At 62.8% G+C, this 21794-nt stretch carries 23 protein-coding genes; 13 read left to right on the forward strand and 10 right to left on the reverse strand.

Annotation, left to right across the window (positions count from 1 at the left end; all coding sequences use genetic code 11):
* The first annotated feature begins 160 nt into the window (after window positions 1-160).
* The 4 genes from mutM (at window position 161) to dnaA (ending at window position 4918) form a co-directional block, all read left to right on the forward strand.
* A complete protein-coding gene (gene mutM, locus ASD01_RS12875) occupies window positions 161-1051 on the forward strand; it encodes a bifunctional DNA-formamidopyrimidine glycosylase/DNA-(apurinic or apyrimidinic site) lyase (protein WP_034797500.1) in 891 nt (296 codons plus the stop codon).
* A gap of 46 nt (window positions 1052-1097) precedes the next feature.
* A complete protein-coding gene (locus ASD01_RS12880) occupies window positions 1098-1871 on the forward strand; it encodes an enoyl-CoA hydratase (protein ID WP_034797495.1) in 774 nt (257 codons plus the stop codon).
* 191 nt (window positions 1872-2062) lie between these two features.
* Window positions 2063-2329: a 30S ribosomal protein S20 gene (gene rpsT, locus ASD01_RS12885; RefSeq protein WP_034797494.1), complete on the forward strand. Its 267-nt coding sequence runs from the start codon at window positions 2063-2065 to the stop codon at window positions 2327-2329.
* A 1143-nt stretch (window positions 2330-3472) separates the two neighbouring features.
* A complete protein-coding gene (gene dnaA, locus ASD01_RS12890) occupies window positions 3473-4918 on the forward strand; it encodes a chromosomal replication initiator protein DnaA (RefSeq protein ID WP_034797490.1) in 1446 nt (481 codons plus the stop codon).
* A 51-nt stretch (window positions 4919-4969) separates the two neighbouring features.
* Here dnaA and gcvA read toward each other — a convergent pair whose 3' ends face one another.
* Entirely contained in the window at window positions 4970-5914 is a 945-nt protein-coding gene (gene gcvA, locus ASD01_RS12895; RefSeq protein WP_051659373.1) for a transcriptional regulator GcvA, read from the reverse strand.
* A gap of 134 nt (window positions 5915-6048) precedes the next feature.
* Between gcvA and ASD01_RS12900 the strand changes: the two genes are divergently transcribed.
* From ASD01_RS12900 to ASD01_RS12925, 6 genes are all read left to right on the forward strand, one after another.
* Window positions 6049-7008 (forward strand): DMT family transporter, encoded by a 960-nt coding sequence (locus ASD01_RS12900; protein ID WP_234798723.1) that lies wholly within the window; start codon window positions 6049-6051, stop codon window positions 7006-7008.
* Between the two features lie 122 nt (window positions 7009-7130).
* Window positions 7131-7505 (forward strand): YciI family protein, encoded by a 375-nt coding sequence (locus ASD01_RS12905; RefSeq protein ID WP_034797485.1) that lies wholly within the window; start codon window positions 7131-7133, stop codon window positions 7503-7505.
* A complete protein-coding gene (locus ASD01_RS12910; protein WP_060644090.1) occupies window positions 7502-8773 on the forward strand; it encodes an RNA polymerase sigma factor in 1272 nt (423 codons plus the stop codon). The genes ASD01_RS12905 and ASD01_RS12910 overlap by 4 nt, the downstream gene beginning before the upstream one ends.
* Window positions 8774-8860: 87 nt before the next feature.
* Entirely contained in the window at window positions 8861-9256 is a 396-nt protein-coding gene (locus ASD01_RS12915; RefSeq protein ID WP_034797480.1) for a DoxX family protein, read from the forward strand.
* Window positions 9257-9283: 27 nt separating this feature from the next.
* Complete coding sequence (locus ASD01_RS12920) at window positions 9284-9655, forward strand: DUF1801 domain-containing protein (RefSeq protein WP_051659372.1); 372 nt, start codon at window positions 9284-9286, stop codon at window positions 9653-9655.
* A gap of 107 nt (window positions 9656-9762) precedes the next feature.
* Window positions 9763-10377, forward strand: coding sequence for a glutathione S-transferase family protein (locus tag ASD01_RS12925; protein WP_034797478.1), 615 nt, complete (start codon window positions 9763-9765; stop codon window positions 10375-10377).
* A gap of 28 nt (window positions 10378-10405) precedes the next feature.
* Here the strand turns inward: ASD01_RS12925 and hemW are convergent, their stop codons facing one another.
* The 4 genes from hemW to rph all read right to left on the reverse strand — a co-directional run bounded on the left by hemW (window position 10406) and on the right by rph (window position 13465).
* On the reverse strand, window positions 10406-11590 hold the full coding sequence (gene hemW / locus ASD01_RS12930; RefSeq protein WP_060529504.1) for a radical SAM family heme chaperone HemW: 1185 nt from the start codon (window positions 11588-11590) through the stop codon (window positions 10406-10408).
* A gap of 82 nt (window positions 11591-11672) precedes the next feature.
* Window positions 11673-12317 (reverse strand): RdgB/HAM1 family non-canonical purine NTP pyrophosphatase, encoded by a 645-nt coding sequence (gene rdgB, locus ASD01_RS12935; protein WP_060644101.1) that lies wholly within the window; start codon window positions 12315-12317, stop codon window positions 11673-11675.
* A gap of 17 nt (window positions 12318-12334) precedes the next feature.
* A complete protein-coding gene (locus ASD01_RS12940; protein WP_034797471.1) occupies window positions 12335-12730 on the reverse strand; it encodes a VOC family protein in 396 nt (131 codons plus the stop codon).
* Between the two features lie 15 nt (window positions 12731-12745).
* On the reverse strand, window positions 12746-13465 hold the full coding sequence (gene rph / locus ASD01_RS12945; protein WP_034797469.1) for a ribonuclease PH: 720 nt from the start codon (window positions 13463-13465) through the stop codon (window positions 12746-12748).
* A 262-nt stretch (window positions 13466-13727) separates the two neighbouring features.
* On the opposite strand from rph, the gene hrcA reads away from it, so the two are divergent.
* Window positions 13728-14807: a heat-inducible transcriptional repressor HrcA gene (hrcA, locus tag ASD01_RS12950; protein WP_034797467.1), complete on the forward strand. Its 1080-nt coding sequence runs from the start codon at window positions 13728-13730 to the stop codon at window positions 14805-14807.
* A gap of 262 nt (window positions 14808-15069) precedes the next feature.
* On the forward strand, window positions 15070-15678 hold the full coding sequence (gene grpE, locus ASD01_RS12955) for a nucleotide exchange factor GrpE (protein WP_034797465.1): 609 nt from the start codon (window positions 15070-15072) through the stop codon (window positions 15676-15678).
* Window positions 15679-15772: 94 nt separating this feature from the next.
* Here grpE and ASD01_RS12960 read toward each other — a convergent pair whose 3' ends face one another.
* Both ASD01_RS12960 and ASD01_RS12965 read right to left on the reverse strand, forming a co-directional pair.
* Entirely contained in the window at window positions 15773-17008 is a 1236-nt protein-coding gene (locus ASD01_RS12960; protein WP_034797463.1) for a D-arabinono-1,4-lactone oxidase, read from the reverse strand.
* An 11-nt stretch (window positions 17009-17019) separates the two neighbouring features.
* On the reverse strand, window positions 17020-17787 hold the full coding sequence (locus ASD01_RS12965) for an SDR family NAD(P)-dependent oxidoreductase (RefSeq protein ID WP_034797461.1): 768 nt from the start codon (window positions 17785-17787) through the stop codon (window positions 17020-17022).
* 150 nt (window positions 17788-17937) lie between these two features.
* On the opposite strand from ASD01_RS12965, the gene ASD01_RS12970 reads away from it, so the two are divergent.
* Window positions 17938-18750, forward strand: coding sequence for a helix-turn-helix transcriptional regulator (locus ASD01_RS12970; RefSeq protein WP_060644091.1), 813 nt, complete (start codon window positions 17938-17940; stop codon window positions 18748-18750).
* Between the two features lie 54 nt (window positions 18751-18804).
* On the opposite strand, the gene ptsN is transcribed toward ASD01_RS12970, so the two are convergent.
* From ptsN to rpoN, 3 genes are all read right to left on the reverse strand, one after another.
* Window positions 18805-19269 carry a PTS IIA-like nitrogen regulatory protein PtsN gene (ptsN, locus tag ASD01_RS12975; RefSeq protein ID WP_034797457.1) on the reverse strand — a complete coding sequence of 155 codons (465 nt, stop codon included), beginning with the start codon at window positions 19267-19269 and terminating at the stop codon, window positions 18805-18807.
* A gap of 172 nt (window positions 19270-19441) precedes the next feature.
* Complete coding sequence (gene hpf, locus ASD01_RS12980) at window positions 19442-20014, reverse strand: ribosome hibernation-promoting factor, HPF/YfiA family (RefSeq protein WP_034797455.1); 573 nt, start codon at window positions 20012-20014, stop codon at window positions 19442-19444.
* Window positions 20015-20237: 223 nt separating this feature from the next.
* Window positions 20238-21776, reverse strand: coding sequence for an RNA polymerase factor sigma-54 (rpoN, locus tag ASD01_RS12985; RefSeq protein WP_034797453.1), 1539 nt, complete (start codon window positions 21774-21776; stop codon window positions 20238-20240).
* Window positions 21777-21794: the final 18 nt, after the last annotated feature.

Consider the following 21794-nt stretch of genomic DNA (forward strand, 5'->3'; position numbering starts at 1 on the left):
ACCTGAACCAATTTTTCCGGCACCATAGCGAAAAGGCCCGTCACACGCTATCTCGTGGGCGGGACTGCGGCTGCGGCATAGCGCACCCCTATAGGATAAGAAGGCCGCCAAGGAAATGCCAACCACCGCATCCGGTGGCTGAGATCGAAGGAGTGCATTCATGCCGGAGTTGCCCGAGGTCGAAACCGTCAAGCGCGGCCTCGCGCCGACCATGGAAGGCGCGCTGCTCGTGAATGCGGAATTGCGCCGGCCGGATCTGAGGTTTCCCTTCCCGGAGAATTTCTCCTCGACCGTTGCCGGCCAGCGCATCGTCTCGCTGTCGCGCCGCGCCAAGTATCTGATGATCGATCTGGAAGCCGGTGACGTGATCATCGCCCATCTGGGCATGTCCGGTTCCTTCCGCATCGAGGTGGGGCCGGCGGCAACAACGCCCGGCGAATTCCACCATCCACGCGGCAAGGATGAAAAGCACGATCACGTCATCTTCCATCTCGACGGTGCGCAAGGCCCGGTGCGGGTGATCTACAACGACCCGCGCCGCTTCGGCTTCATGGACCTTGCTCGCCGCGACACGGTGGCGAGCCACGCCTATTTCCGCGCGCTCGGCGAGGAGCCGACCGGCAACGTGCTCGATGCCGCCTATCTCGCCGCACGCTTTTCCGGCAAGGCCCAACCGCTGAAGGCGGCGTTGCTTGACCAGAAGAACATCGCCGGTCTCGGCAATATCTATGTCTGCGAGGCGCTCTGGCGCTCGCACCTGTCGCCGCTGAAACCGGCCGGCGCGCTCGTCGACAAGCGCGGCAAGCCGAAGGAGGGGCTCGTGCGCCTGACGGATGCGATCCGCGAGGTCATCGCCGATGCCATAGCCGCCGGCGGATCGTCGCTGAAGGACCATATCCAGGCTGACGGCTCGCTCGGCTACTTCCAGCACTCTTTCTCCGTCTATGACCGCGAAGGACAGGCTTGCCGCACGCCCGGCTGCGACGGTACGGTCGCCCGCATCGTGCAGGCGGGACGCTCAACCTTCTATTGCCCGCACTGCCAGAAATGAACGCCAGTCCGTGAGCGGTCTGGTGCATGAACCGGAGGAAACAGAAATGACCTACGAAACGCTGCTGGTCGAAACACGCGGCCGCGTCGGCCTGGTGACGCTCAATCGTCCGCAGGCGCTGAATGCGCTGAACTCGACCGTGATGCGCGAGCTTGCCGCGGCGCTGAAGGCCTTCGACGCCGACAAGGAGATCGGCGCCGTGGTCCTCGCCGGCTCGGAGAAGGCGTTTGCCGCCGGCGCCGACATCAAGGAGATGCAGACGCTCGATTTCGTCGACAGCTATCTTGGCGACTTCATCGGCGGCTGGGACCAGGTGGCGGCAGCTCGCAAGCCTTTGATCGCTGCCGTTTCCGGCTACGCGCTTGGCGGCGGCTGCGAGCTGGCGATGATGTGCGACTTCATCATTGCGTCCGAGACCGCGAAGTTCGGCCAGCCGGAAATCACCCTCGGCGTCATTCCCGGCATGGGCGGCTCCCAGCGCCTGACGCGCGCCGTCGGCAAGGCGAAGGCCATGGACCTGGTGCTGACCGGCCGGATGATGGATGCGGCCGAGGCAGAACGCGCGGGACTCGTTTCGCGTGTGGTGGCGCCGGAGAAATTGTTGGAGGAAGTGCTCACCGCTGCCGAAAAGATCGCCTCCTTCTCGCTGCCCGCGGTGATGATGGCCAAGGAGGCCGTAAGCCGCTCGCTGGAGCTGACGCTTGCCGAAGGCCTGCGTTTCGAGCGTCGGCTCTTCCACTCGCTGTTTGCGACCGAAGACCAGAAGGAAGGCATGGCCGCCTTCGTCGCCAAGCGCAAACCGGAGTTCAAACATCGCTAGCCCAGAGCACGGCGCGCAGATTCTGGAAATTGCGCGTTGACGGGGCGGCGGTTTCCCGCTATACGCCGCCCTCAGTTTGGAACGCCATTCTGGGCTTTCCGGAAATACTCCCGAATTGCTTTGATGACAGGTCGCAGTGACCCGGCACGGCGAGGGGCGGAGTTCATGTCAGTTTTCGAAGAGAGGCACAAATGGCCAATACAACTTCGGCGAAAAAGGCGACCCGCAAGATCGCACGCCGCACCGCAGTGAACAAGGCCCGTCGTTCGCGCGTTCGCAACTTCATCCGCAAGGTCGAAGAAGCGATTGCAACCGGCGACCAGGCAGTTGCAGCCGCAGCGCTCAAGGCAGCTCAGCCCGAGCTGATGCGCGCAGCCACCAAGGGCGTCCTGCACGCCAACACTGCATCGCGCAAGGTTTCGCGTCTTGCACAGCGCGTAAAGTCGCTTTCGGCCTAATCCGGCTAAGAAAAATCTGTTAATCGAGAGCCCGGCCCTTGCGCCGGGCTTTTCGGATTCATACTTCTGTCATCGCGATGGTTAATCTGGCGGCTTGGGCTTATGTCAGTGCGATGACAAGATTTATATAACTATTTCAATGGCTTGTGAGAGGTCCTTATCAAAAGGATGTCTCTGACTGGGGGGGCGTTCGGCCCATTCTGAGTCAAGCGAATTTTTATTTTTTTTCTTTTTCGCCAGCTAAGCAAAGAGCGAAAAATCAAAACCCTTGATTCAACAGGGATTCTTCTCGGACTCGGAATGCGGCAAGCAAATGGCGGCCGGAGAGTCAACGGCCAGCGCTTAAGGTTGCGTAAAAATCGCGATTGATCTTGCCCATCGATCCTGCCTAAATGCCCTCCACAGGGGACACGGACCACATCTGTAAAAAGAAGCAAAAGAGGCCATTTCGAAGAAATGGTTTCGATGTTTCTGTCCTTTGTATCAGGGCGGCTCCGCGTCGTTCAATCAGACAAGTCGAAGGTGAAAAAACCGGATGGTTCATACCACTCCGGACGGGAAACTTTCGTCCTGTGATTGTGAGGCGGCCATCTGCAGCACCTGCGTCCGGTCGGACGCCTAGAGGTCGCTGCGGCGCTTTGACGGCTGCCTGTCTTGCCCTTTGATCGGCTACGACAAAGGAAAGATGCAGGAGGCCTCGATGGAGGGTGCAAGCGGCGCCCGACGCGAGGCCAAGGTCCAACGCGCGGCTCATCGCTTCGTACGAGGGTGCGACGAGCTGTTGACGAGGAGGAGGATCCGGTACGGCGCGGGAGCGCGTCGAAGGGATTGTTGACGAGAGGCGCGAGGGGACATCCTCCGGCCCAGCAGGGCAGGTGGGTGCGCGTAGCGCGCAGCGAGGCGGGAGATGAGGAGCCCGGCGTCGTCTGCGACTGTGACGTTCGGCGAAAGCGGCATGGCCCATACGGGCGCCGCGGGCGACGGACATAAGAGATGAGGCCGGCAGCGATGACGGCATCTGAACATGAATTGGAAGGCGGCAAAATGCAGATGAATTTGGTGACGGCGGGCGCACTTCAGAAAGAAGGAGACGCATTTCAAGCCGGAAGCAATCTATCTCAGGCGGCGGGGGAAAAAACCGACATGAGGCACGACGCACTGTTCGAGCGGGTAAGTGCGCGTCTCAAAGCTCAAGTCGGTCCGGATGTCTTTGCAAGCTGGTTTGGGCGTCTGAAGCTCCATTCCGTATCCAAGAGCGTTGTGCGCCTTTCGGTGCCGACCACGTTCCTGAAGTCCTGGATCAACAACCGTTATCTTGACCTCATCACCTCGATCTTCCAGCAGGAAGACGGCGAGATCATGAAGATCGAGATCCTGGTGCGCACGGCAACCCGTGGCGCCCGTCCGACCACCCAGGAAGAAGCGCTGCCGCAGGCGGCAGAAGCATCTCCGGCTCAGCCCGCGCGCCGTCCGGCCGCAGCCCAGCCGGTGGCAACCGTTGCCGCGGCGACTGTCGCAAGCATGCAGAGGCCGACCCAGGCGCCGCTCTTCGGCTCGCCGCTCGACCAGCGCTACAATTTCGAAAACTTCGTCGAGGGTTCCTCGAACCGCGTGGCGCTTGCCGCCGCCCGGACGATTGCGGAAGCCGGCGCCGGTGCGGTGCGGTTCAACCCGCTCTTCATCCATTCGAGCGTCGGTCTCGGCAAGACGCACCTTCTGCAGGCGATTGCCATCCAGGCGCTGCAGAGCGCGCGTGCGCCGCGCGTCGTCTACCTGACGGCCGAATACTTCATGTGGCGTTTCGCCACCGCGATCCGCGACAACGACGCACTGTCCTTGAAGGAGTCGCTGCGCAACATCGATCTCCTGATCATCGACGACATGCAGTTCCTGCAGGGCAAGTCGATCCAGCATGAGTTCTGCCACCTGCTGAACATGCTGCTCGATTCCGCCAAGCAGGTCGTCGTCGCAGCCGACCGCGCACCGTGGGAACTGGAATCGCTCGACAGCCGCGTTCGTTCGCGTCTCCAGGGCGGCGTCGCCATCGAGATGGACGGCCCGGACTACGACATGCGCCTGGAAATGCTGAAGCGCCGCCTGGACACGGCCCGTCAGGACGACGGTTCGCTCGACATTCCCGGCGAGATCCTGAGCCACGTGGCACGCAACGTGACCGCCAGCGGCCGCGAACTGGAAGGTGCCTTCAACCAGCTCCTGTTCCGCCGCTCCTTCGAGCCGCAGCTCTCGCTCGAGCGCGTCGATGAATTGCTCGGCCACCTCGTCAACGCCGGCGAACCCCGCCGCGTGCGCATCGAGGACATCCAGCGCGTCGTCGCCAAGCACTACAACGTCTCGCGCCAGGAGCTCGTCTCCAACCGCCGCACCCGTGTCATCGTCAAGCCGCGCCAGATCGCGATGTATCTGTCGAAGACGCTGACGCCGCGCTCCTTCCCGGAGATCGGCCGTCGCTTCGGCGGACGCGACCACACGACCGTGCTGCACGCCGTGCGCAAGATCGAGGAGTTGATCTCGGGCGACACCAAGCTCAGCCATGAGATCGAGCTGCTGAAGCGCCTGATCAACGAATAGTCGAGCCGCATTGCCGCAAAAAAAGCCCGGGTTCGCCCGGGCTTTTTTATTTTACCGGACCGCTTTCAGTGCCGGCCGTGGCGGACGCTTCGTCACCGCATTCCCCACACCCTGCTCGGCTCGTGCCTGTTCGATGATCCAGGCGCGAAAGGCCGTGACCGGCGGGCGGTCGAGTGCGGCCGGCGGGTAGACGAGATGGTAGGCAAGCCCGGTCATCACGCCCTCAGGGAAGGGGGCTTCCAGCACACCCTCCGCAAGCTCGCGCGTGACCAGCGACAGGCGCACCAATGCAACGCCGTCGCCGGCCTTGGCCGCCTCGATCGCGCCGTTGCTGTTGACGAAGACCGGCCCTCGCCCGGCGTCCACCCCGTCGGCGCCCGCCGCATCCAGCCACAGCCTCCAATCCTGACGGTGGACGTCGTGCAAGAGCACATGCGCGGCAAGGTCACCCGGCATGTCGAGTGGGTTCCTGGCGCGTAGTGCCGGGTGAAGGACCGGCACCGGGTCGTCATCGATCAATCGTTCGCTCACAAGACCGTCATAGCGACCAAGCCCATGACGGATGGCGATGTCGACCCCATCGCTGTTGAAGTCGGTCAGCCGATTGGTGGTGCTGATGCGCACGTCGATGCCGGGCACCTGTAACTCGAAGGCGCCGATGCGCGGCACCAGCCACTGCGCGGCAAAGGTGGGCGTGCAGCTGACCGTCAGCACCGGCGCACGCTTGCGCGCCGTCAGTTCCTCGGTCGCCTCGCGCATCATTCGGAACGCGCGCCTGAGCGTTGCGAAATAGGTGCTGCCGTCCTCCGTCAGCGCCAACTGTCTCGGCCGGCGCTCAAACAGCGTCACTGCTAACGCCTGCTCCAGTTCGCGCACCTGCAGGCTGACGGCGCCAGGCGTCACGTTCAGTTCTTGCGCGGCCTTGGTAACGCTTAGATGTCGCGCGGTGGCCTCGAAGGCGCGAAGCGAGGCAAGCGAAGGAAGGTATGTCGACATGGTTTAGCCAAACTCAATCATGTGGCGAGAAATGATCGTTTGTTCGAAGCTCAATATCCTGAGAATAATGGCACAAAGTCAAGATGGTAGATGCCATCACGGTTTAGCCTGACAAACAAACGAGGGTTAAGGCAATGACACAAGCAACGCAGGCCAAGGTCATGGGCGCCCGGGAATGGGGCATGTTGATCCTGCTCTCCATTCTGTGGGGCGGCTCCTTCTTCTTCATCGGCGTCGCCGTCAAGGCGTTGCCTCCGGTCACGATCGTGGCGCTCCGCGTCAGTCTCGCGGCGCTCGCGCTGCTCGCCTTCGTTCGACTGATGGGACTGTCGATGCCGCGCGACCCGCGCGTGTGGTTGGCTTTCTTCGGGATGGGGCTGCTCAACAATCTCATCCCCTTCTCGCTGATCGTCTGGGGGCAGACGCATATCGCAAGCGGCCTTGCCTCGATCCTCAACGCCACCACGCCGCTGTTCGGCGTGATCGTCGCGCATCTCCTGACCGATGACGAGAAGCTGACAGCCAACCGGTTTGCAGGCGTCGTCGTCGGCTTCCTCGGGGTTGCGATGATGATTGGCCCGGCAGCGCTCGGTGGGCTCGGTTCGAACCTGCTTGCCCAGGTCGCCGTGCTCGGCGCAGCGCTCTCCTATGCGCTCGCCGGTGTCTTTGCCCGCCGCTTCAAGCGCATGGGCGTGGTGCCGATCGTGACTGCGACCGGTCAGGTCTCGGCCGCAAGCATCATGCTGGTCCCGCTGTCGCTGCTGATCGATCATCCCTGGACGCTTCCCATACCCGGCTTCGACGTCTGGGCGGCGATCGTCGGCATCGCGCTGATTTCCACGGCGCTCGCTTACGTCCTGTTCTTCCGCATCCTGGAAACGGCCGGTGTCACAAACCTGATGCTGGTGACCTTCCTGATCCCGGTCAGCGCCATCCTGCTTGGCGCTTTGTTCCTCGGCGAAACGCTGGAACTCAAGCACTTCCTGGGCATGACCTTGATCGCGGCCGGTCTGGCGGCGATCGACGGGCGGCTTCTGCGCCTCTTTTCCCGGCCGGCCATCGACACCAAGTTAGAGTGCCGCGACAACGCTTGAGCATTTCTGATTTGCACGCATTGCGGGCCGGTGGGCGAAAGCACCACCGGCCCTGTTTTTTTCATCCGGGTTGTCGGCTATTGCTTGCCGCCACCGTCTTTGTTTCAGGAGCTGGAGTTCCGATGCTTTACGCCGTGTTTTGCTACAATCAAGAAGATGTCACGAACGCCTGGACCAAGGAGCAGGACGAAAAAGTCATGCATGATCTGTTGGCCGTACAGAGCAAATATGCGGAGGCAGGCCGGCTTGGGCCGGTGGCGCGCTTGATGCCGACGACGGCGGCGACGACGCTCCGGCACAGTCACAGCGAGACGATCGTAATCGATGGCCCGTTTGCCGAGACGAAAGAGCAACTGCTCGGTTTCTATGTCATCGACTGTGCGTCTCTCGATGATGCGCTCGAGTTCGCCCGTGATCTGAGTTCTGCCAATCCGGCCGCCGGCTCCTATGAAATCCGTCCTCTTGCCATCTACAAACCCAGTGAGCTTGCTTCATGACAGACACAGCCTGGATAGACCTCGCTCTCGTTTCGGCCCGGCCGCAGGCCGTGGGCGCGCTGTTGCGCTATTTCCGCAACCTCGACACTGCCGAAGAAGCGTTTCAGGAGGCCTGTATCCGGGCTTTGAAGACCTGGCCGAAGAGCGGCCCGCCGCGCGACCCCGCCGCCTGGCTGATCTTCGTCGGCCGCAACAGCGGCATCGACAAGGTGCGCCGCCAGTCCCGCGAGACGGCGCTGCCGCCGGAGGAAATTCTTTCCGACCTCGAGGATCAGGAGGGCGCGCTCGCCGACCAGCTCGACGGCTCCCACTATCGCGACGACATTCTTCGCCTGCTGTTCGTCTGCAGCAATCCGGCGCTGCCGGCAACGCAGCAGATCGCGCTGGCGCTGCGCATCGTCTCGGGCCTTTCGGTCAAGCAGATCGCCCGCGCCTTCCTCGTCAGCGAGGCGGCGATGGAACAGCGGATCACGCGGGCCAAGTCGCGTGTCGCGGCCGCCGGCCTTGCCTTCGAGACCCTGGATGCGGCCGACCGGTCAGATCGGCTCGCCGCCGTCGCCACGATGATCTACCTCGTCTTCAACGAGGGCTATTCGGCGATGAACGGCCCGGAAAGCGTCTCGGCCGACCTGTGCCAGGAGGCGATCCGGCTCGGACGCCTGCTGCTTCAGCTTTTCCCGGCCGAGCCGGAGATCAAGGGGCTGACGGCGCTCATGATGATCCAGCATTCGCGGGCGCGCGCCCGCTTCGACGCCGATGGCGCCGTCATCCTGCTTGATGACCAGGACCGCAGCCTGTGGGACCGCTCGCTGATCGACGAGGCCTTGGCGCTGATCGACAGGGCGATGCAGTACCGCCAACCGGGCGCCTACCAGATCCAGGCGGCGATCGCGGCGCTGCATGCCCGCGCCGAGCGTGCGGATGAGACCGACTGGGCGCAGATCGACCTGCTCTACCAGGCGCTCGAGCGGCTGCAGCCCTCTCCGGTGATCACGCTCAATCGCGCAGTGGCGGTTTCGAAGCGTCAGGGGCCGGAAGTCGCGCTGGCGATGATCGCGCCCTTGGCGGAAAAGCTCTCCGGCTATTTCTATTTCCATGGCTTGAGCGGCCATCTCCTGAAGCAGCTCGGCAAGGTCCGCGAGGCGCGTGTGGCCTTCGACCATGCGATTGCGCTTGCGACCAACGCGGCCGAATGCGCTTACATCCGCATGCAGCTCGACAAGCTCGATGAAACGCCTGGTATCGAGATCTCCGAAAGAAAAATCTGACGGTGCCTGTCGGGATCCCTCATGCGCTTTCGTCCTTGGACCGAGAACGAAATCCAAGGAGAGAAATCAGTGACCACCAGCCTCGTTATGCCCGCCCCAACGGCAAAGTCGATCATCCTCGGCCGCTTCCTCAGCGGCGTGCTAGTCGCCTTCCTGATTTTCGATGCCGTCATCAAGCTTGTGCCGCTTGCTGTCGTCACCGAAACCATGGTCGCGCTCGGCTATTCCGCCGACCAGGGTCTGGCGCGGCTGCTCGGCATTCTCACATTGTTGTGCACGGTGCTCTATGTGATCCCGCGCACCTCGATCCTCGGCGCCATTCTGCTCACCGGCTATCTCGGCGGGGCGATGGCGACGCATCTGCGGGCCGGCAGCCCGCTCTTCACCCATCTGCTTTTCGGCTTCTATCTCGGCGTGATCGCCTGGGGCGGCCTCTGGCTTCGGGATCCGCGGCTGCGCGCCCTCATTCCCTTCAGCAACTGACAGAAACGGAGCGCTCGAAAGACGACCATGACCAAAAAAGTCAACGACTACATTGCCGGCCTCTCCGGTGTCCCGGCCGACGTGGCGAAGCGCCTGCATGGTGCCCTCCTGGCCACAGGCGCGCTCAATGACGCCGTCAAATGGGGCCATCCCATCTATGAGGCCGGCGGCGCGGTCTGTCTGCTCAAGGGGGCAAAGGATTGCGTGACCTTCGGTTTCTGGCGCGGCGCCGAGATGCTTGATCTCGACGCACGCCTGGAGAAGGGCGGCGGCAAGGGCGACATGGCCTATATTCGCCTGCGCACCACCGATGACGTGGACGACGCTCAGGTCGCCCGGCTGGTGGCTAGGGGCATCGAGCTCAACCGGCTGAAGGGCGATCCGATGAAAGCCGCCTAGACGAAACAAACTTGCATCGTGGCCGAAGAAACAGAGCGCCTTTATCGGCTGCGATGCAATATCTCTTCACGGGAACAGGAATTCACGCCAGATCCCGCGAGGCAGCCATGATCCTCTACTATCAAACCCACTCTCCCTTCGCCCGCAAGGCGCTTGTCTTTGCTCACGAGATCGGCCTTGCCGACCGGCTGAAAGTCATCCACCACGAGACGAGCCCAACGCGGCGCAACGACGAGGTCTATGCCGAAAACCCGCTCGGCAAGGTTCCGGTGCTGTTGCGTGAGGGCGAAGAGCCGATCTTCGACAGCGATGTCATCTGCGCCTATCTCGATACGCTGCACGAGGGACGCAAGCGGATCCCCGAGGTCGGCGAACCTCGATGGCGGGCGCTGCGCATGCAGTCGGTGGCGCAGGTTCTTGCCCAGACCGGGATCGGCTTGCGCTGGGAGTGGGAGAGGCGCCCCGAACATCTGCGCTATCCGGAACTCGCCAAGGGCTACGAAGAAAAGATCGAGGTGACCTACGATTGGCTGGAGCAGACGTTATCGCCCGAGGAAGACGTGGATATCGGGCAGATCGCGCTGGCGACGGCACTGTCCTGGATGGCGTTTCGCTACCTGCCGTCGTTTCGCAACCGTCCGAGGCTGACCCGCTGGTTCGATGCATTCGAAGGCCGGCCGTCGATGCAGGCCACGCCGCTGTCAGGTGAAACGTTCGATTGAGTCTGTAGCCGGCGAAGACCGCCTGCCCTCAGGGGCAGGCGAGATCAGCGACCACGGCGTCGAGGATCAGCATGCCGGCCGGCGTGCAGCGCAGACGCGAATTGCCCAGCCGCTCGATGAAGCCGTGATCGATCAGGAACTGCTCGCGCTCCGGGTCCGGGTCGCGGCCGGACAGCGTCTGCCATCGCGCCAAGTCGACGCCTTCCTTGAGGCGCAGACCCATCAGCAACAACTCGTCGGACTGTGCTTCGAGATCGAGGGATTCCCGCTCGATCATGCCGTGACCATGGGTCTCGACGAGCCGCAGCCATTCCTCCGGCTTGCGCTCCGTAGAGGTCGCGATCTTGCCATTGCCGATGCCCAGGCGCCCGTGGGCGCCCGGGCCGATGCCGGCATAGTCGCCGTAGCGCCAATAGGTGAGGTTGTGCCGGCTCTCGGCACCCGGGCGGGCGTGGTTTGAAACTTCGTAGGCCGGCATGCCGATGGCGGCGGTAATGTCCTGCGTCGCCTCGTAAAGCACTGCCGACTGCTCGCCATCAGGCACGATCAGCTTGCCGGCCTTGTGCAGGCCGTAAAAGGGCGTGCCCTCCTCGATCGTCAGCTGGTAGAGCGACAGATGGTCGACCGCATAGGAGACGGCTTCCTTCAGCTCATGCTCCCATTCTTCGACCGTCTGGTTCGGACGGGCATAGATCAGGTCGAAGGACATGCGCGGGAAGATCTCGCGCGCCAGCCGGATCGCCTTCAGCGCGTCCTCGACATTGTGCAGCCGTCCGAGGAACTTCAGATCGCGGTCGTTCAGCGCCTGGACGCCGAGCGAGACGCGATTGACACCGGCAGCGCGGTAGCCGTGGAAACGCGTCGCTTCGACGCTCGACGGGTTCGCCTCCATGGTGATTTCGATGCCGTCGGGCACATGCCAATGGCGAGCGATGCCCTGGAGGATGGCATCGACCGTCGACGGCTCCATCAAGGACGGCGTGCCGCCGCCCATGAACACGCTGGTGACCGTGCGCGGGCCGGAGAGTTCGCGCACCTCTTCCATTTCCTTAAGGAAAGCTGCAACGAAACGCGGCTGGTCCACCGGCTGGTGGCGCACATGGCTGTTGAAGTCGCAATAGGGGCACTTGGCCGCGCAGAACGGCCAATGCACGTAGACCCCGAAACCGGGGTCCATGCCGTCACCGATCGCCGATAGCGTGGCAGTTTGCATTATTGCGTCTCTCATGGTCACTTTCAGTAGAGAGCGGGATGCGGGCGGAAAACCGCACGCACTTTTCCTCATCCCGCTCAGATCAGGCTCCGAGGCAGGTCTCGGCAAAGATCTTGAAGGCGCGGGCGCGGTGCGACAGAGCCTCTTCGTCACCCGGCTTCCAGCCGTGTTTCTCGTCGGCGCTCATCTCGCCGAAGGTGGTCTCGTAGCCCTTGGGCTGGAACACCGGATCATAGCCGAAGCCCTGGCCGCCGCGCGGCGGCCAGGCGACGAAACCTTCGACCTCGCCGCGGAAGAGCTCGACATGACCGTCCGGCCAGGCAAGGCAAAGAACCGAGACGAAACGGGCGGTGCGCTCGGAAGGCGTTTTGGCGCCTTTCTCCTGCAGCGCATCTTCGACCTTCTGCATGGCCATGGCGAAGTCGCGGCTGCCATCTTCGCGCTCGGCCCAGTTGGCCGTATAGACGCCGGGCGCTCCATCGAGCGCGTCGATCGCGAGACCAGAATCGTCCGAAAGTGCCGGCAGGCCGGAGGCCTTGGCCGAGGCGAGCGCCTTGATCGCGGCGTTCTCCTCGAAAGTGGTGCCGGTCTCGTCGGGCTCGATGAAGTTGAGGTCTGCGGCCGACTTCGCCTCGAAGCCGAGCGGGCCGATGAGATCGCGGATTTCGCGGATCTTGCCGGCGTTGTGGCTGGCGACGATCAGCGTCTTGTTGTCCAGTTTGCGCATGGTGTCTCGTTTCGTGTTCATTCGATGGACCAGAGGCCCGGTTCCGCACATTCAAGGCTGTTGCCGGCCGGGTCGCGGAAATAGAAGGACCGCGCCCCGTTCGGCCAGCGGGTGTCCGCTTCGATCGCGATGCCCGCCGCTTCCAGTTTCGCCTTCCAGGCGTCCAGCGCTGCGGCGGAAACCCGGAAGCACATGTGGCCCTGGCCGCTCGTGCCGTGCGGGATCGGCGGCTTCAGCGTTTCGGCCGGATTGAAAATCAGAAGCACGCCCGGTCCGCAGCGATAGAAGACGTGGCGGTTGCCGGCACGCGTGATCTTTGCGAGCCCGAGAATGCCACCGTAGAAGGCCTCGGCGGCATCGAGATCACCCACGTAAAGGGCGGTCTCGAGAATGCCTTCCAGCGCCGGGGCCATCTTGACGTTCCTTCCTCAGCCGGCGATCGCCTGCTTCTGCAGCGCGACCAGTTCGGCAATGCCGGTCTTGGCAAGGCCCATCAGGCTCGCGAATTCCTCTTCCGAGAACGGCTTGCCTTCGGCCGTGCCCTGGATCTCGACGATGCCGCCGGAGCCGGTCATGACGAAGTTGGCGTCGGTCTCGGCAGCGGAATCTTCGAGGTAATCGAGATCGATTACCGACTGGTTGGCGAAGATGCCGCAGGAAATGGCGGCGACATGATCCTTCAGGACCTTCTCGACCTTGACCATGTTGCGGGCTTCCATCCACTTCAGGCAGTCGTGGAGCGCGATCCAGGCGCCGGTGATCGAGGCAGTGCGCGTGCCGCCATCGGCCTGGATGACGTCGCAGTCGATCGAGATCTGGCGTTCGCCGAGCGCCGGCAGATCGACCACGGCGCGCAGCGACCGGCCGATCAGCCGCTGGATTTCCTGGGTGCGGCCGCTCTGCTTGCCGCTGGCAGCCTCGCGTCGCATGCGCTCGCCGGTGGCGCGCGGCAGCATGCCGTATTCCGCCGTCACCCAGCCCTTGCCGCCATTGCGCAGCCAGGCCGGAACCTTTTCCTCAAGGCTTGCAGTGCACAGCACATGCGTGTCGCCGAACCGCACCAGACAGGAGCCTTCCGCATGCTTGGAAAAATTGCGCTCGAAAGAAACCTTGCGCATTTGATCGGTTTTTCTGCCGGATGGCCGCATCGTCAACTCCTATCGTATCTCGTGAGCCTTCTACTGCATAATTCCCTAAATCGAAATCGATTTAGGGACAAAATTATGCAGCAGTTTAAGGTGCTGCAGCGACCTTTGGCGCGTCCAAGGATGCGCGGCGCTGCAGAGCATGGCAGAGGTAAAGGGATCCGGTGGAAAGCCGGGCATTCGACCGTTTTTTCCCTTTTGCCAACGGACCGCAGGGACACTATATTCCGGCCACGGCAGGATGTGCCTGCATATGTGGAGTGACATGGTACTGCGCAATCCCGGAGCAAAGGAAATCGCCGCGGCGCTCGACGAGCGCTCGGGCGAAATCTTCCGTCGCATCGTGGAGACCTATCTGACGAGCGGCGAGCCGCTCGGCTCGCGCAACCTGTCGCGGCTTTTGCCAATGGCGCTGTCGCCTGCCTCCGTGCGCAACGTGATGAGCGATCTCGAAGATCTCGGTCTCATCTATTCGCCGCATGTCAGTGCCGGTCGCCTGCCGACCCAGACGGGCCTGCGCTTCTTCGTCGACGCCTTCATGCAGGTCGGAAATCTATCGCCCGAAGATCGCGCCTCGATCGACCGCCATGTCCGGCGCGACGACCATACCCAGCCGGTCGATACGCTTTTGACCGAAGCGAGCCAGATGCTGTCGGGCATGTCGCGCGGCGCGGGTCTCGTCATCACCGCCAAGGCCGATCCGGTGCTGAAGCATGTCGAGTTCATCCGCCTGGCGCCGACCAAGGCGCTGGCCGTGCTCGTCGGCGAACATGACCAGGTGGAAAACCGCATCATCGAGCTCCCGGCCGGCGTCACCAGTTCGCAGCTCACGGAAGCGGCGAACTTCCTCAACGCCCATCTCGCCGGACAGACGATCGCCGAGGTGCGGGCGCAGCTCGAAAAGGTGAAATTGACGGTGCGCGGCGAGCTCGACGCGCTGTCGCAGGATCTTGTCGAGCGCGGTCTCGCCATCTGGTCGGGCAACGAGGGCGACGAGAAGCCGGCGCGCCTGATCGTGCGCGGCCGCGCCAACCTGCTCGAAGGCCTCGAGGGTGCCGAGGACATCGACCGGCTCAGAATGCTGTTCGACGATCTCGAAAAGAAGGACAGCATGATCGAGCTGCTCGATCTCGCCGAAAGCGGCCCTGGGGTGCGGATATTCATAGGCTCGGAAAACAAGCTGTTTTCGCTTTCCGGCTCGTCGTTGATCGTCGCGCCCTATCGCGATGGCGAGGACCGCATCGTCGGCGCCGTCGGCGTCATCGGGCCGACGCGGCTCAACTACTCGCGCATCGTTCCGATGGTCGATTATACCGCGCAGCTGATGTCGCGGCTTTCGCGCTAAGGGCGCTTTTCGTTGCTGCATGTCTCATTGATCGATCTCGATGAAGGACAAAGACATGCAGCAAATCAAAGTGCTACAGCGACCTTTGCGCGTCTGATAAGACGCGCGGCGCTGTAGGAGCGCGATTGAACCCTTGATTTTTCGGCCCCAAACCTCGATATCGGCTTCAAATCCAGTCCCTAAGCATTTTTGCTGAAACGCAGGCTCGCGCTTGCGGCGTGGAAATGCGAAGGACAATAGAGACGACACTGCGGAGAACGTCATGACCGACGATACGAACAAGCACGGACCCGAGGCCACCGACGAGGTATTCGACGCCGCACCGGACGCTGCCGAGGCAGCAGCCGTTGCCGAGCCCGATCCGTTGGAACTCGCCCGGGCCGAAAGCGCCGAGCTGCGCGACAAGTACCTTCGGCTTGCCGCCGAAATGGACAACCTGCGCCGTCGCACCGAACGCGACGTCAAGGATGCCAAGTCCTACTCCGTCGCTGGCTTTGCCCGCGACATGCTGGCGGTATCTGACAACCTGCGCCGCGCGCTCGATGCCATTCCCGCGGAAGCCAAGGAAGCCGGTGAGGCCGGTCTCAACACGCTGATCGAAGGCGTGGAGATGACCGAGCGCTCGATGCTCTCGGCGCTTGAGCGCCACGGCGTCAAGAAGCTGGAGCCGGAAGGCCAGAAGTTCGACCCGAACTTCCACCAGGCGATGTTCGAAATCCCGAATGCGGATGTGCCGAACAACACGGTGCTGCAGGTCGTCCAGGCCGGCTACACCATCGGCGACCGCGTCCTGCGTCCGGCCATGGTCGGCGTTTCCAAGGGCGGCCCCAAGGTCGTCGCTGGCGAAAACGGCGACGCGCCGACCGCCTGATCCTGCTGATCAGAATTCAACAAGAACGCCGCGCGAACTTCGCGCGGCGTTCTTGTTTGGGCTGAGCGCAGCGGCGTGCGTTCGTTCGCCGGCGCTATCCGAACAGTTGCTGCAGGTGATCGTTGAGGAAACGTCCCTCGGGATCGACCTTGGCCCTCAGTGCCCGGAAATCGCCCGCTCGGGGGTAGAGTGCCGTCACATCCTCGGCACCGAGGAAATGCAGCTTGCCCCAGTGCGGCCGCGAACCGTACTGCCTGAGGATCGTGTCCACGTCCTTCAGATATTCCCAATAGTCGGTGCCGGGTTCGCCCGAGACCGAAAGCGTGATCGAATCCTGCTCGAAGAAGGGGCTGATCCAGCCGGTATCGCCGGCGGTGAAGCGATACTCGATCGGGTAGATGCAGGTCGGGTGCTTTTCCAGCATCAGCTTGCGCACCGCCTTTACCGCTTCCTTGCCGTGGGCGACGGGCACCGCATATTCGAGCTCGTGGAAGTTCGGCACGTATTCGATCGGGTAGATCTCCGAGGAATAAGCGATCTTCTCGAACCCGCGCTCCATCGGCGCTTCCTCGGTGATGTCGATCACCTTCATCTCGCAGACGTCGGAGGTCCTGTCCGTGGTCGACACCGAGGCCGTGTCCGGCAGGCAGTAGCAGTGGCGGCTCTCCGGAACCGGGCACCAGAAGAAACCGAAATGGCGGTGCTTGGCGGCAAGCTCGTCGTGCTGTTCGATCATTTCGTCGAAGGTGCAGCGCCAGAGCTTTTCATGGAGATTGTAGCTTTCCATCGCCTGTAATGTGATCTCCGAGATCACGCCGAGCATGCCGACCGAGACGCGCGCCGCCTCCAGCAGATCCGGCGTGGTCTCGTCGACCACGAGGATGCTGCCGTCGGGCTGAACCAGCCGCATGCCGACGATCTGCGAGGCCATGTTGCCGAGCCTGGCGCCGGTGCCATGTGTGCCGGTCGTCAGCGCGCCGGCTAGCGCCTGGCTGTCGATATCGCCCTGGTTGATCAGCGACAGGCCGTTCTCCTTCAGCACCTTGCCGAGCTGGTTGATAGTGGTGCCGGCCTTGACCGCCACGCGCTTGCGGGTGCTGTCGATGTTGACGACGCCCTGCATGCTCGAGAGTGTCAGCTGTAGCCCGCTGGTAAGCGCCACTGGCGTGAAGGAATGTCCGGAACCGGCGCAGCGAACGTTCAGCCCTTGCGCGGTTGCCTCGCGCACCATTTCGGCAAGTGCCGCCTCACTCTCCGGCGCGCCGCGATGGCGCACGATGCATGATTGGTTTCCGACCCAGTTGCGCCAGTGGCCACCTGCCTGAAGCATTTTCCCCTCCCTCAAACCGCGGTGAAGCAATTGTCGACGAACAGATGCGTGCCGTTGATGAAGCTCGCCTCGTCACTCGCCAGAAACAATGCCGCGTTCGCCACTTCCTTCGGATCGCACATGCGGCCCTGCTGCGCGGCGATCGCCGCTTCCGAAACGTCGACGCCGTATTTGCTGAGCCCGACGAGCTCGCGCTTGCCGTGGTCGGTGGCGATGAAGCCCGGGCAGACGGCGTTGCAGCGGATTCCGCGGTCGCGGAATTCCACGGCGATGGCGCGCGCGAACATGTGGCAGGCGCCCTTGGTGGTGTCATAGAGCACCTCCATCGGCGTTGCGGCCACGGCCGAAATCGACGAGGTGCAGACAATGCTGCCGCCGCCGGCCGCAAGCATGCCTGGCAGTACCGCCTTGGTCATCAGGAACATGCTGCGCACATTGACCGCCATCAGCCGGTCCCACTCGTCCTCCTCCGTTTCGAGGAAGGGACCGACGGCGAGGATGCCGGCGTGGTTGAAAAGCACGGTGATGGCGCCGAGGGCCGCTTCAACCGCCTTGACGGCGGACGTCACCTCGGCCGACACCGAGACGTCGGCCGGGGCAAAAATCGCCTCGCCGCCGTTGGCGCGGATCGAGGCGGCCACCTCTTCGCCTTTGCTGCGCGGCAGATCGACGATGCCGACCTTGGCGCCTTCGCGCGCGAAAAGTTCGGATGCGGCAAGACCGCAGCCTCCCGCGCCACCGCTGATCAGCGCCACCTTGCCTGAAAGCCTGCCTGCCATCGTAATCCTCCCCTTGGCGCATCCTTCGCAGCGGTCGCCGATGACGACCCGCGACGGATCCGGTTTCTCACTCCCCTGGAATTATTGTTGACGAGTGAGGGGCTGTCGATATCCCATGGGGGATACGTAGGGTTGGGGGATGACAAGGGAATGCTCGCAAGCGAGTCCGTCGATATCTCGGCGATGATCGGCCTGATCGGCACGGAAGATTTCGGCCGAGCGCTCGATCGGATGCTCCGATCGGTCACCGGCTTCGATCTCTCGGTCGCGTTTGCCTATCCTTACGATGCAAGGCCGATCGTCCTGCATGACGGCTATACGGCCAAGGTGTCGGCAAGTGCGCTTTCCGCCTATCTCGGCGGCGCCTACCTGCTCGATCCCTTTTACGTCGCCTGTTGTGCCGGCCAGCCGGCAGGGCTCTGGCGAATGCGCGAGCTTGCGCCGGACCAGTTCTTCCTGTCCGACTTCTCGTCGTCGGCGGAAGTGCATCCCTGCGTGTCGATGGAATCCGGCGTTCTCGTCGAGGAGGTGGGCTTCGTCATCCCGCTCGATGGTGGCCTGCAGGCGACCTACTCGTTGATGCGCGGCCGCGGCGGCGAGCCTTTCAGCGAGACGGAGCTGGCCAGGCTGCGCGTCTACGAGCCGATCGTGCGCGAGGCCATCAGGTCGAACTGGCGCCAGCAGGGCCAGACGATTGCGCCGTCGCCCTCCGAGGAGGGCGACGATGCGATGGAGGCGGCGTTCGAAAGCCTGTGTTCAGATCGACTGACCAAGCAGCAGCGCAACATCGTGCGCCTCATCCTTAGGGGCCACAGCAACCTGTCGATCGGCAAGGTGATGAACATCGCCGAGGGCACGGTTCGCATCCACCGCAAGAACATCTATCGCCGGCTCGGCATTTCGAGCCAGGGTGCCCTGTTCCGGATTTTCATTGATCATTTGAACGGGCGTCAGCTCTACTGAAGCAGGCTTCGAGCGACTGTGCGCATCCTGCCGGATGCGCCCCGTTGTTCAAGCTCAGGCCGCGTGCGAGGTCGCGTCGTCGTCGAGCAGCGTGTAGATCGCGCTGGCGGAATCGCTCGAGCGGATCTTGGCGACCATGTCCTGGTCGCGAAGCACGCGGGCGATACGCGACAGGGCTTTGAGGTGGTCCGCGCCGGCGCCTTCCGGAGCGAGCAGCAGGAATACGAGATCGACCGGCTGGTCGTCGAGCGCCTCGAAATCGACGGGCGTGTCGAGACGCGCGAAAATGCCGATGATCGAGGGGAGATTGTTGAGCTTGCCGTGCGGAATGGCGATGCCGTTGCCGACGCCGGTGGAACCAAGGCGCTCGCGCTGCAGGATCACGTCGAAGATTTCACGCTCGGGAACCCCGGTGATCTTAGAAGCTTTTGCCGCCAATTCCTGAAGGAGCTGTTTTTTCGAGTTGGCCCTCATGGCCGGGATGATCGCATTTTGATGCAGTAGACCTGCCAATGCCATTCTTTTGTCCTCGTTCGCCGGTTAGAGCCGGACAACATCATCACAAATGCGTCGCAATGGCTCTAACCATCTTTGTCATGGCGGATCCCATGCACAGAAAAGTCACATTTCCGGCCTGGCCGCTGAGTTGCGGGAGAGGGACGCCGGCACGCCGGCATCCCTCTTTTTTCGCTCATGCTTTGATATTGGCAGCATCGATCCAGCCAATATTTCCATCGTTGCGCCTGTAGACGATATTCAGTTCGGCCTTGCCGGGAGTGCGGAACATCAGGACGGGTTCGTCCGTCATGTCGAGCGCCATCACGGCGCTTGCGACAGACATCGTCCTTAATTGTTTCGAGCTCTCAGCCACGATGGTCGGCGCATAATCCTCGGGAACTTCGTCGTCCTCGAACGGCACCGAATCCATCACTGTGTAAGCCACCTCGGCAGCGTTCTGTCCGTTGCCGTTGTGGTGATCCTTCAGCTTGCGCTTGTAGCGACGCAGACGCTTTTCGATGCGATCCGACGCCGCGTCAAACGCAGCCTGTGGATCGTTCGCCTGGCCGTTCGCCTGCATTACCACGCCCGTATCGAGATGAAGCTTGCAGTCGGCGCTGAAGCGCGGCCCGGATTTTTCCACAGTGACCTGGCTTGAATATCCTCCGTCGAAATATTTGGTAACGGCCTGCTCGATCTGCTCGCCAATGCGGGCGCGGAACGAATCGCCGATTTCCATCTGTTTACCGGATACACGCACACTCATGGAGTTTCCTCTCTCGTTCGTGATTTGCGCAGCCAGTCTATTCCAAGCGGTCCCGTCATCCAAGCCTTTCAGACTTGCGAGCGCGCCTCTGTCGCAGCCACCGGTCGCACCGGAGGCTTCCGGGGTGAGCAGTCCCCGGCAATTGCGGCGGGCTCATATCGCCTGTGTCGGAGAGAGTCAATCGAAGGTCGCAAAAAAGTTAATGCGCCTTAACTTCCGGTGCTCAGAAACCGGCGGCCTTGGCGAGCGCGCGCTTCTCCCGCCGGCGCTGCACGGAGGAGGGGATATTCATCGCTTCCCGGTATTTGGCGACCGTGCGCCGCGCGATATCGATGCCGGCCTTCTTGAGGACGTCGACGATGTCGTCGTCAGAAAGCACCGCCTCGGTGCTCTCCTCGTGGATCAGCGTGCGGATCTTGTGGCGCACGGATTCCGCCGAATGGCTGTCGCCACCCTCGGCCGAGCCGATCGAGACGGTGAAGAAATACTTGAGCTCAAACAGCCCGCGCGGCGTCAGCATGTACTTGTTCGAGGTGACGCGGCTGACGGTCGATTCATGCATCTTGATGGCGTCGGCGACGGTCTTGAGGTTCAGCGGCCTGAGGTGCCCGATGCCGTTGACGAGGAACGCGTCCTGCTGGCGCACGATCTCGGTGGCGACCTTCATGATCGTGCGGGCGCGCTGATCGAGGCTGCGCGTCAGCCAGTTGGCATTTTGCAGGCATTCGTTGAGGAAGGCCTGGTCGGCGCTGTTTTTCTGTGTGCCGCGTGACACCAAAGCGAAGTAGTCCTGGTTGACCAGAACGCGCGGCAGCGCATCCGGATTGAGTTCGACCATCCATGAGCCGTCGGGCGCTGCCCGCACGACGATATCGGGCACGATCGCCTCGCTGACGCTGGTCTCGAAGCTGGTGCCGGGCTTCGGGTCGAGCTTGCGGATTTCCGCCAGCATGTCGATCAGGTCTTCCTCGTCGACGCCGCAGATCTTCTTCAGCGTCGCGAAATCACGCCGCGCCAGGAGTTCGAGATTGGCAAGCAGCGCCTCCATCGCCGGATCGAGCCGGTCGCGGGCGCGCAGCTGGATGGCGAGACACTCGCCGAGCGAGCGGGCAAATACACCGGGCGGATCGAACTGCTGCAGCGTCAGCAGCACCCTGAGGACATCGGCATGGGCGGCACCCAGCCGTTCGCCGACCTCGCCGAGGTCCGCCTGCAGGTAGCCGGCGTCGTCGAGCAGATCGATGAGATGCTGCGCGATCAGTCGATCGGAAGGAGCCGGCAGCGCGAAGGGCAATTGCTCCAGGAGCGTTTCGCGCAGGCTCTTGCGGCCGGCGACGAAATCGTCGAGGTCGTAATCTTCGCCCTCGCCGCCGCCGGGCATCGATTTCCACTGGCCAAGCAGTTCCGGCGCATCGGCGCGTTGCGGCGTGGTGTCGTCCTGGAAGACATTGGCGAAATCGGCATCGAGCTGGTCGTCGAGCCGCTCGCCGCTTTGCGACGTGGCGCTGTCATAGAGATCCGCCTGGCCGCCGCCGTCGTCGCTTCCGCCTCTCTCGTCTCCGCCGGCCATCTCGCCCTGCTCCGGGGCGACCTGATCGTCATTTGCCTGAAATTCGAGCAGCGGGTTCTTTTCGACTTCCTGTGCGATGAACTGGTTGAGCTCAAGATGCGTCATCTGCAGCAGCTGGATCGACTGCATGAGCTGTGGCGTCATCACCAGAGACTGGGACTGGCGCAGATGAAGGCTGGCGGACAGGGCCATGCTGACGCGAAACTCCCG

Origin of the sequence: Ensifer sp. Root423 (assembly GCF_001426275.1) — a bacterium.
Lineage (GTDB): Bacteria > Pseudomonadota > Alphaproteobacteria > Rhizobiales > Rhizobiaceae > Ensifer > Ensifer adhaerens.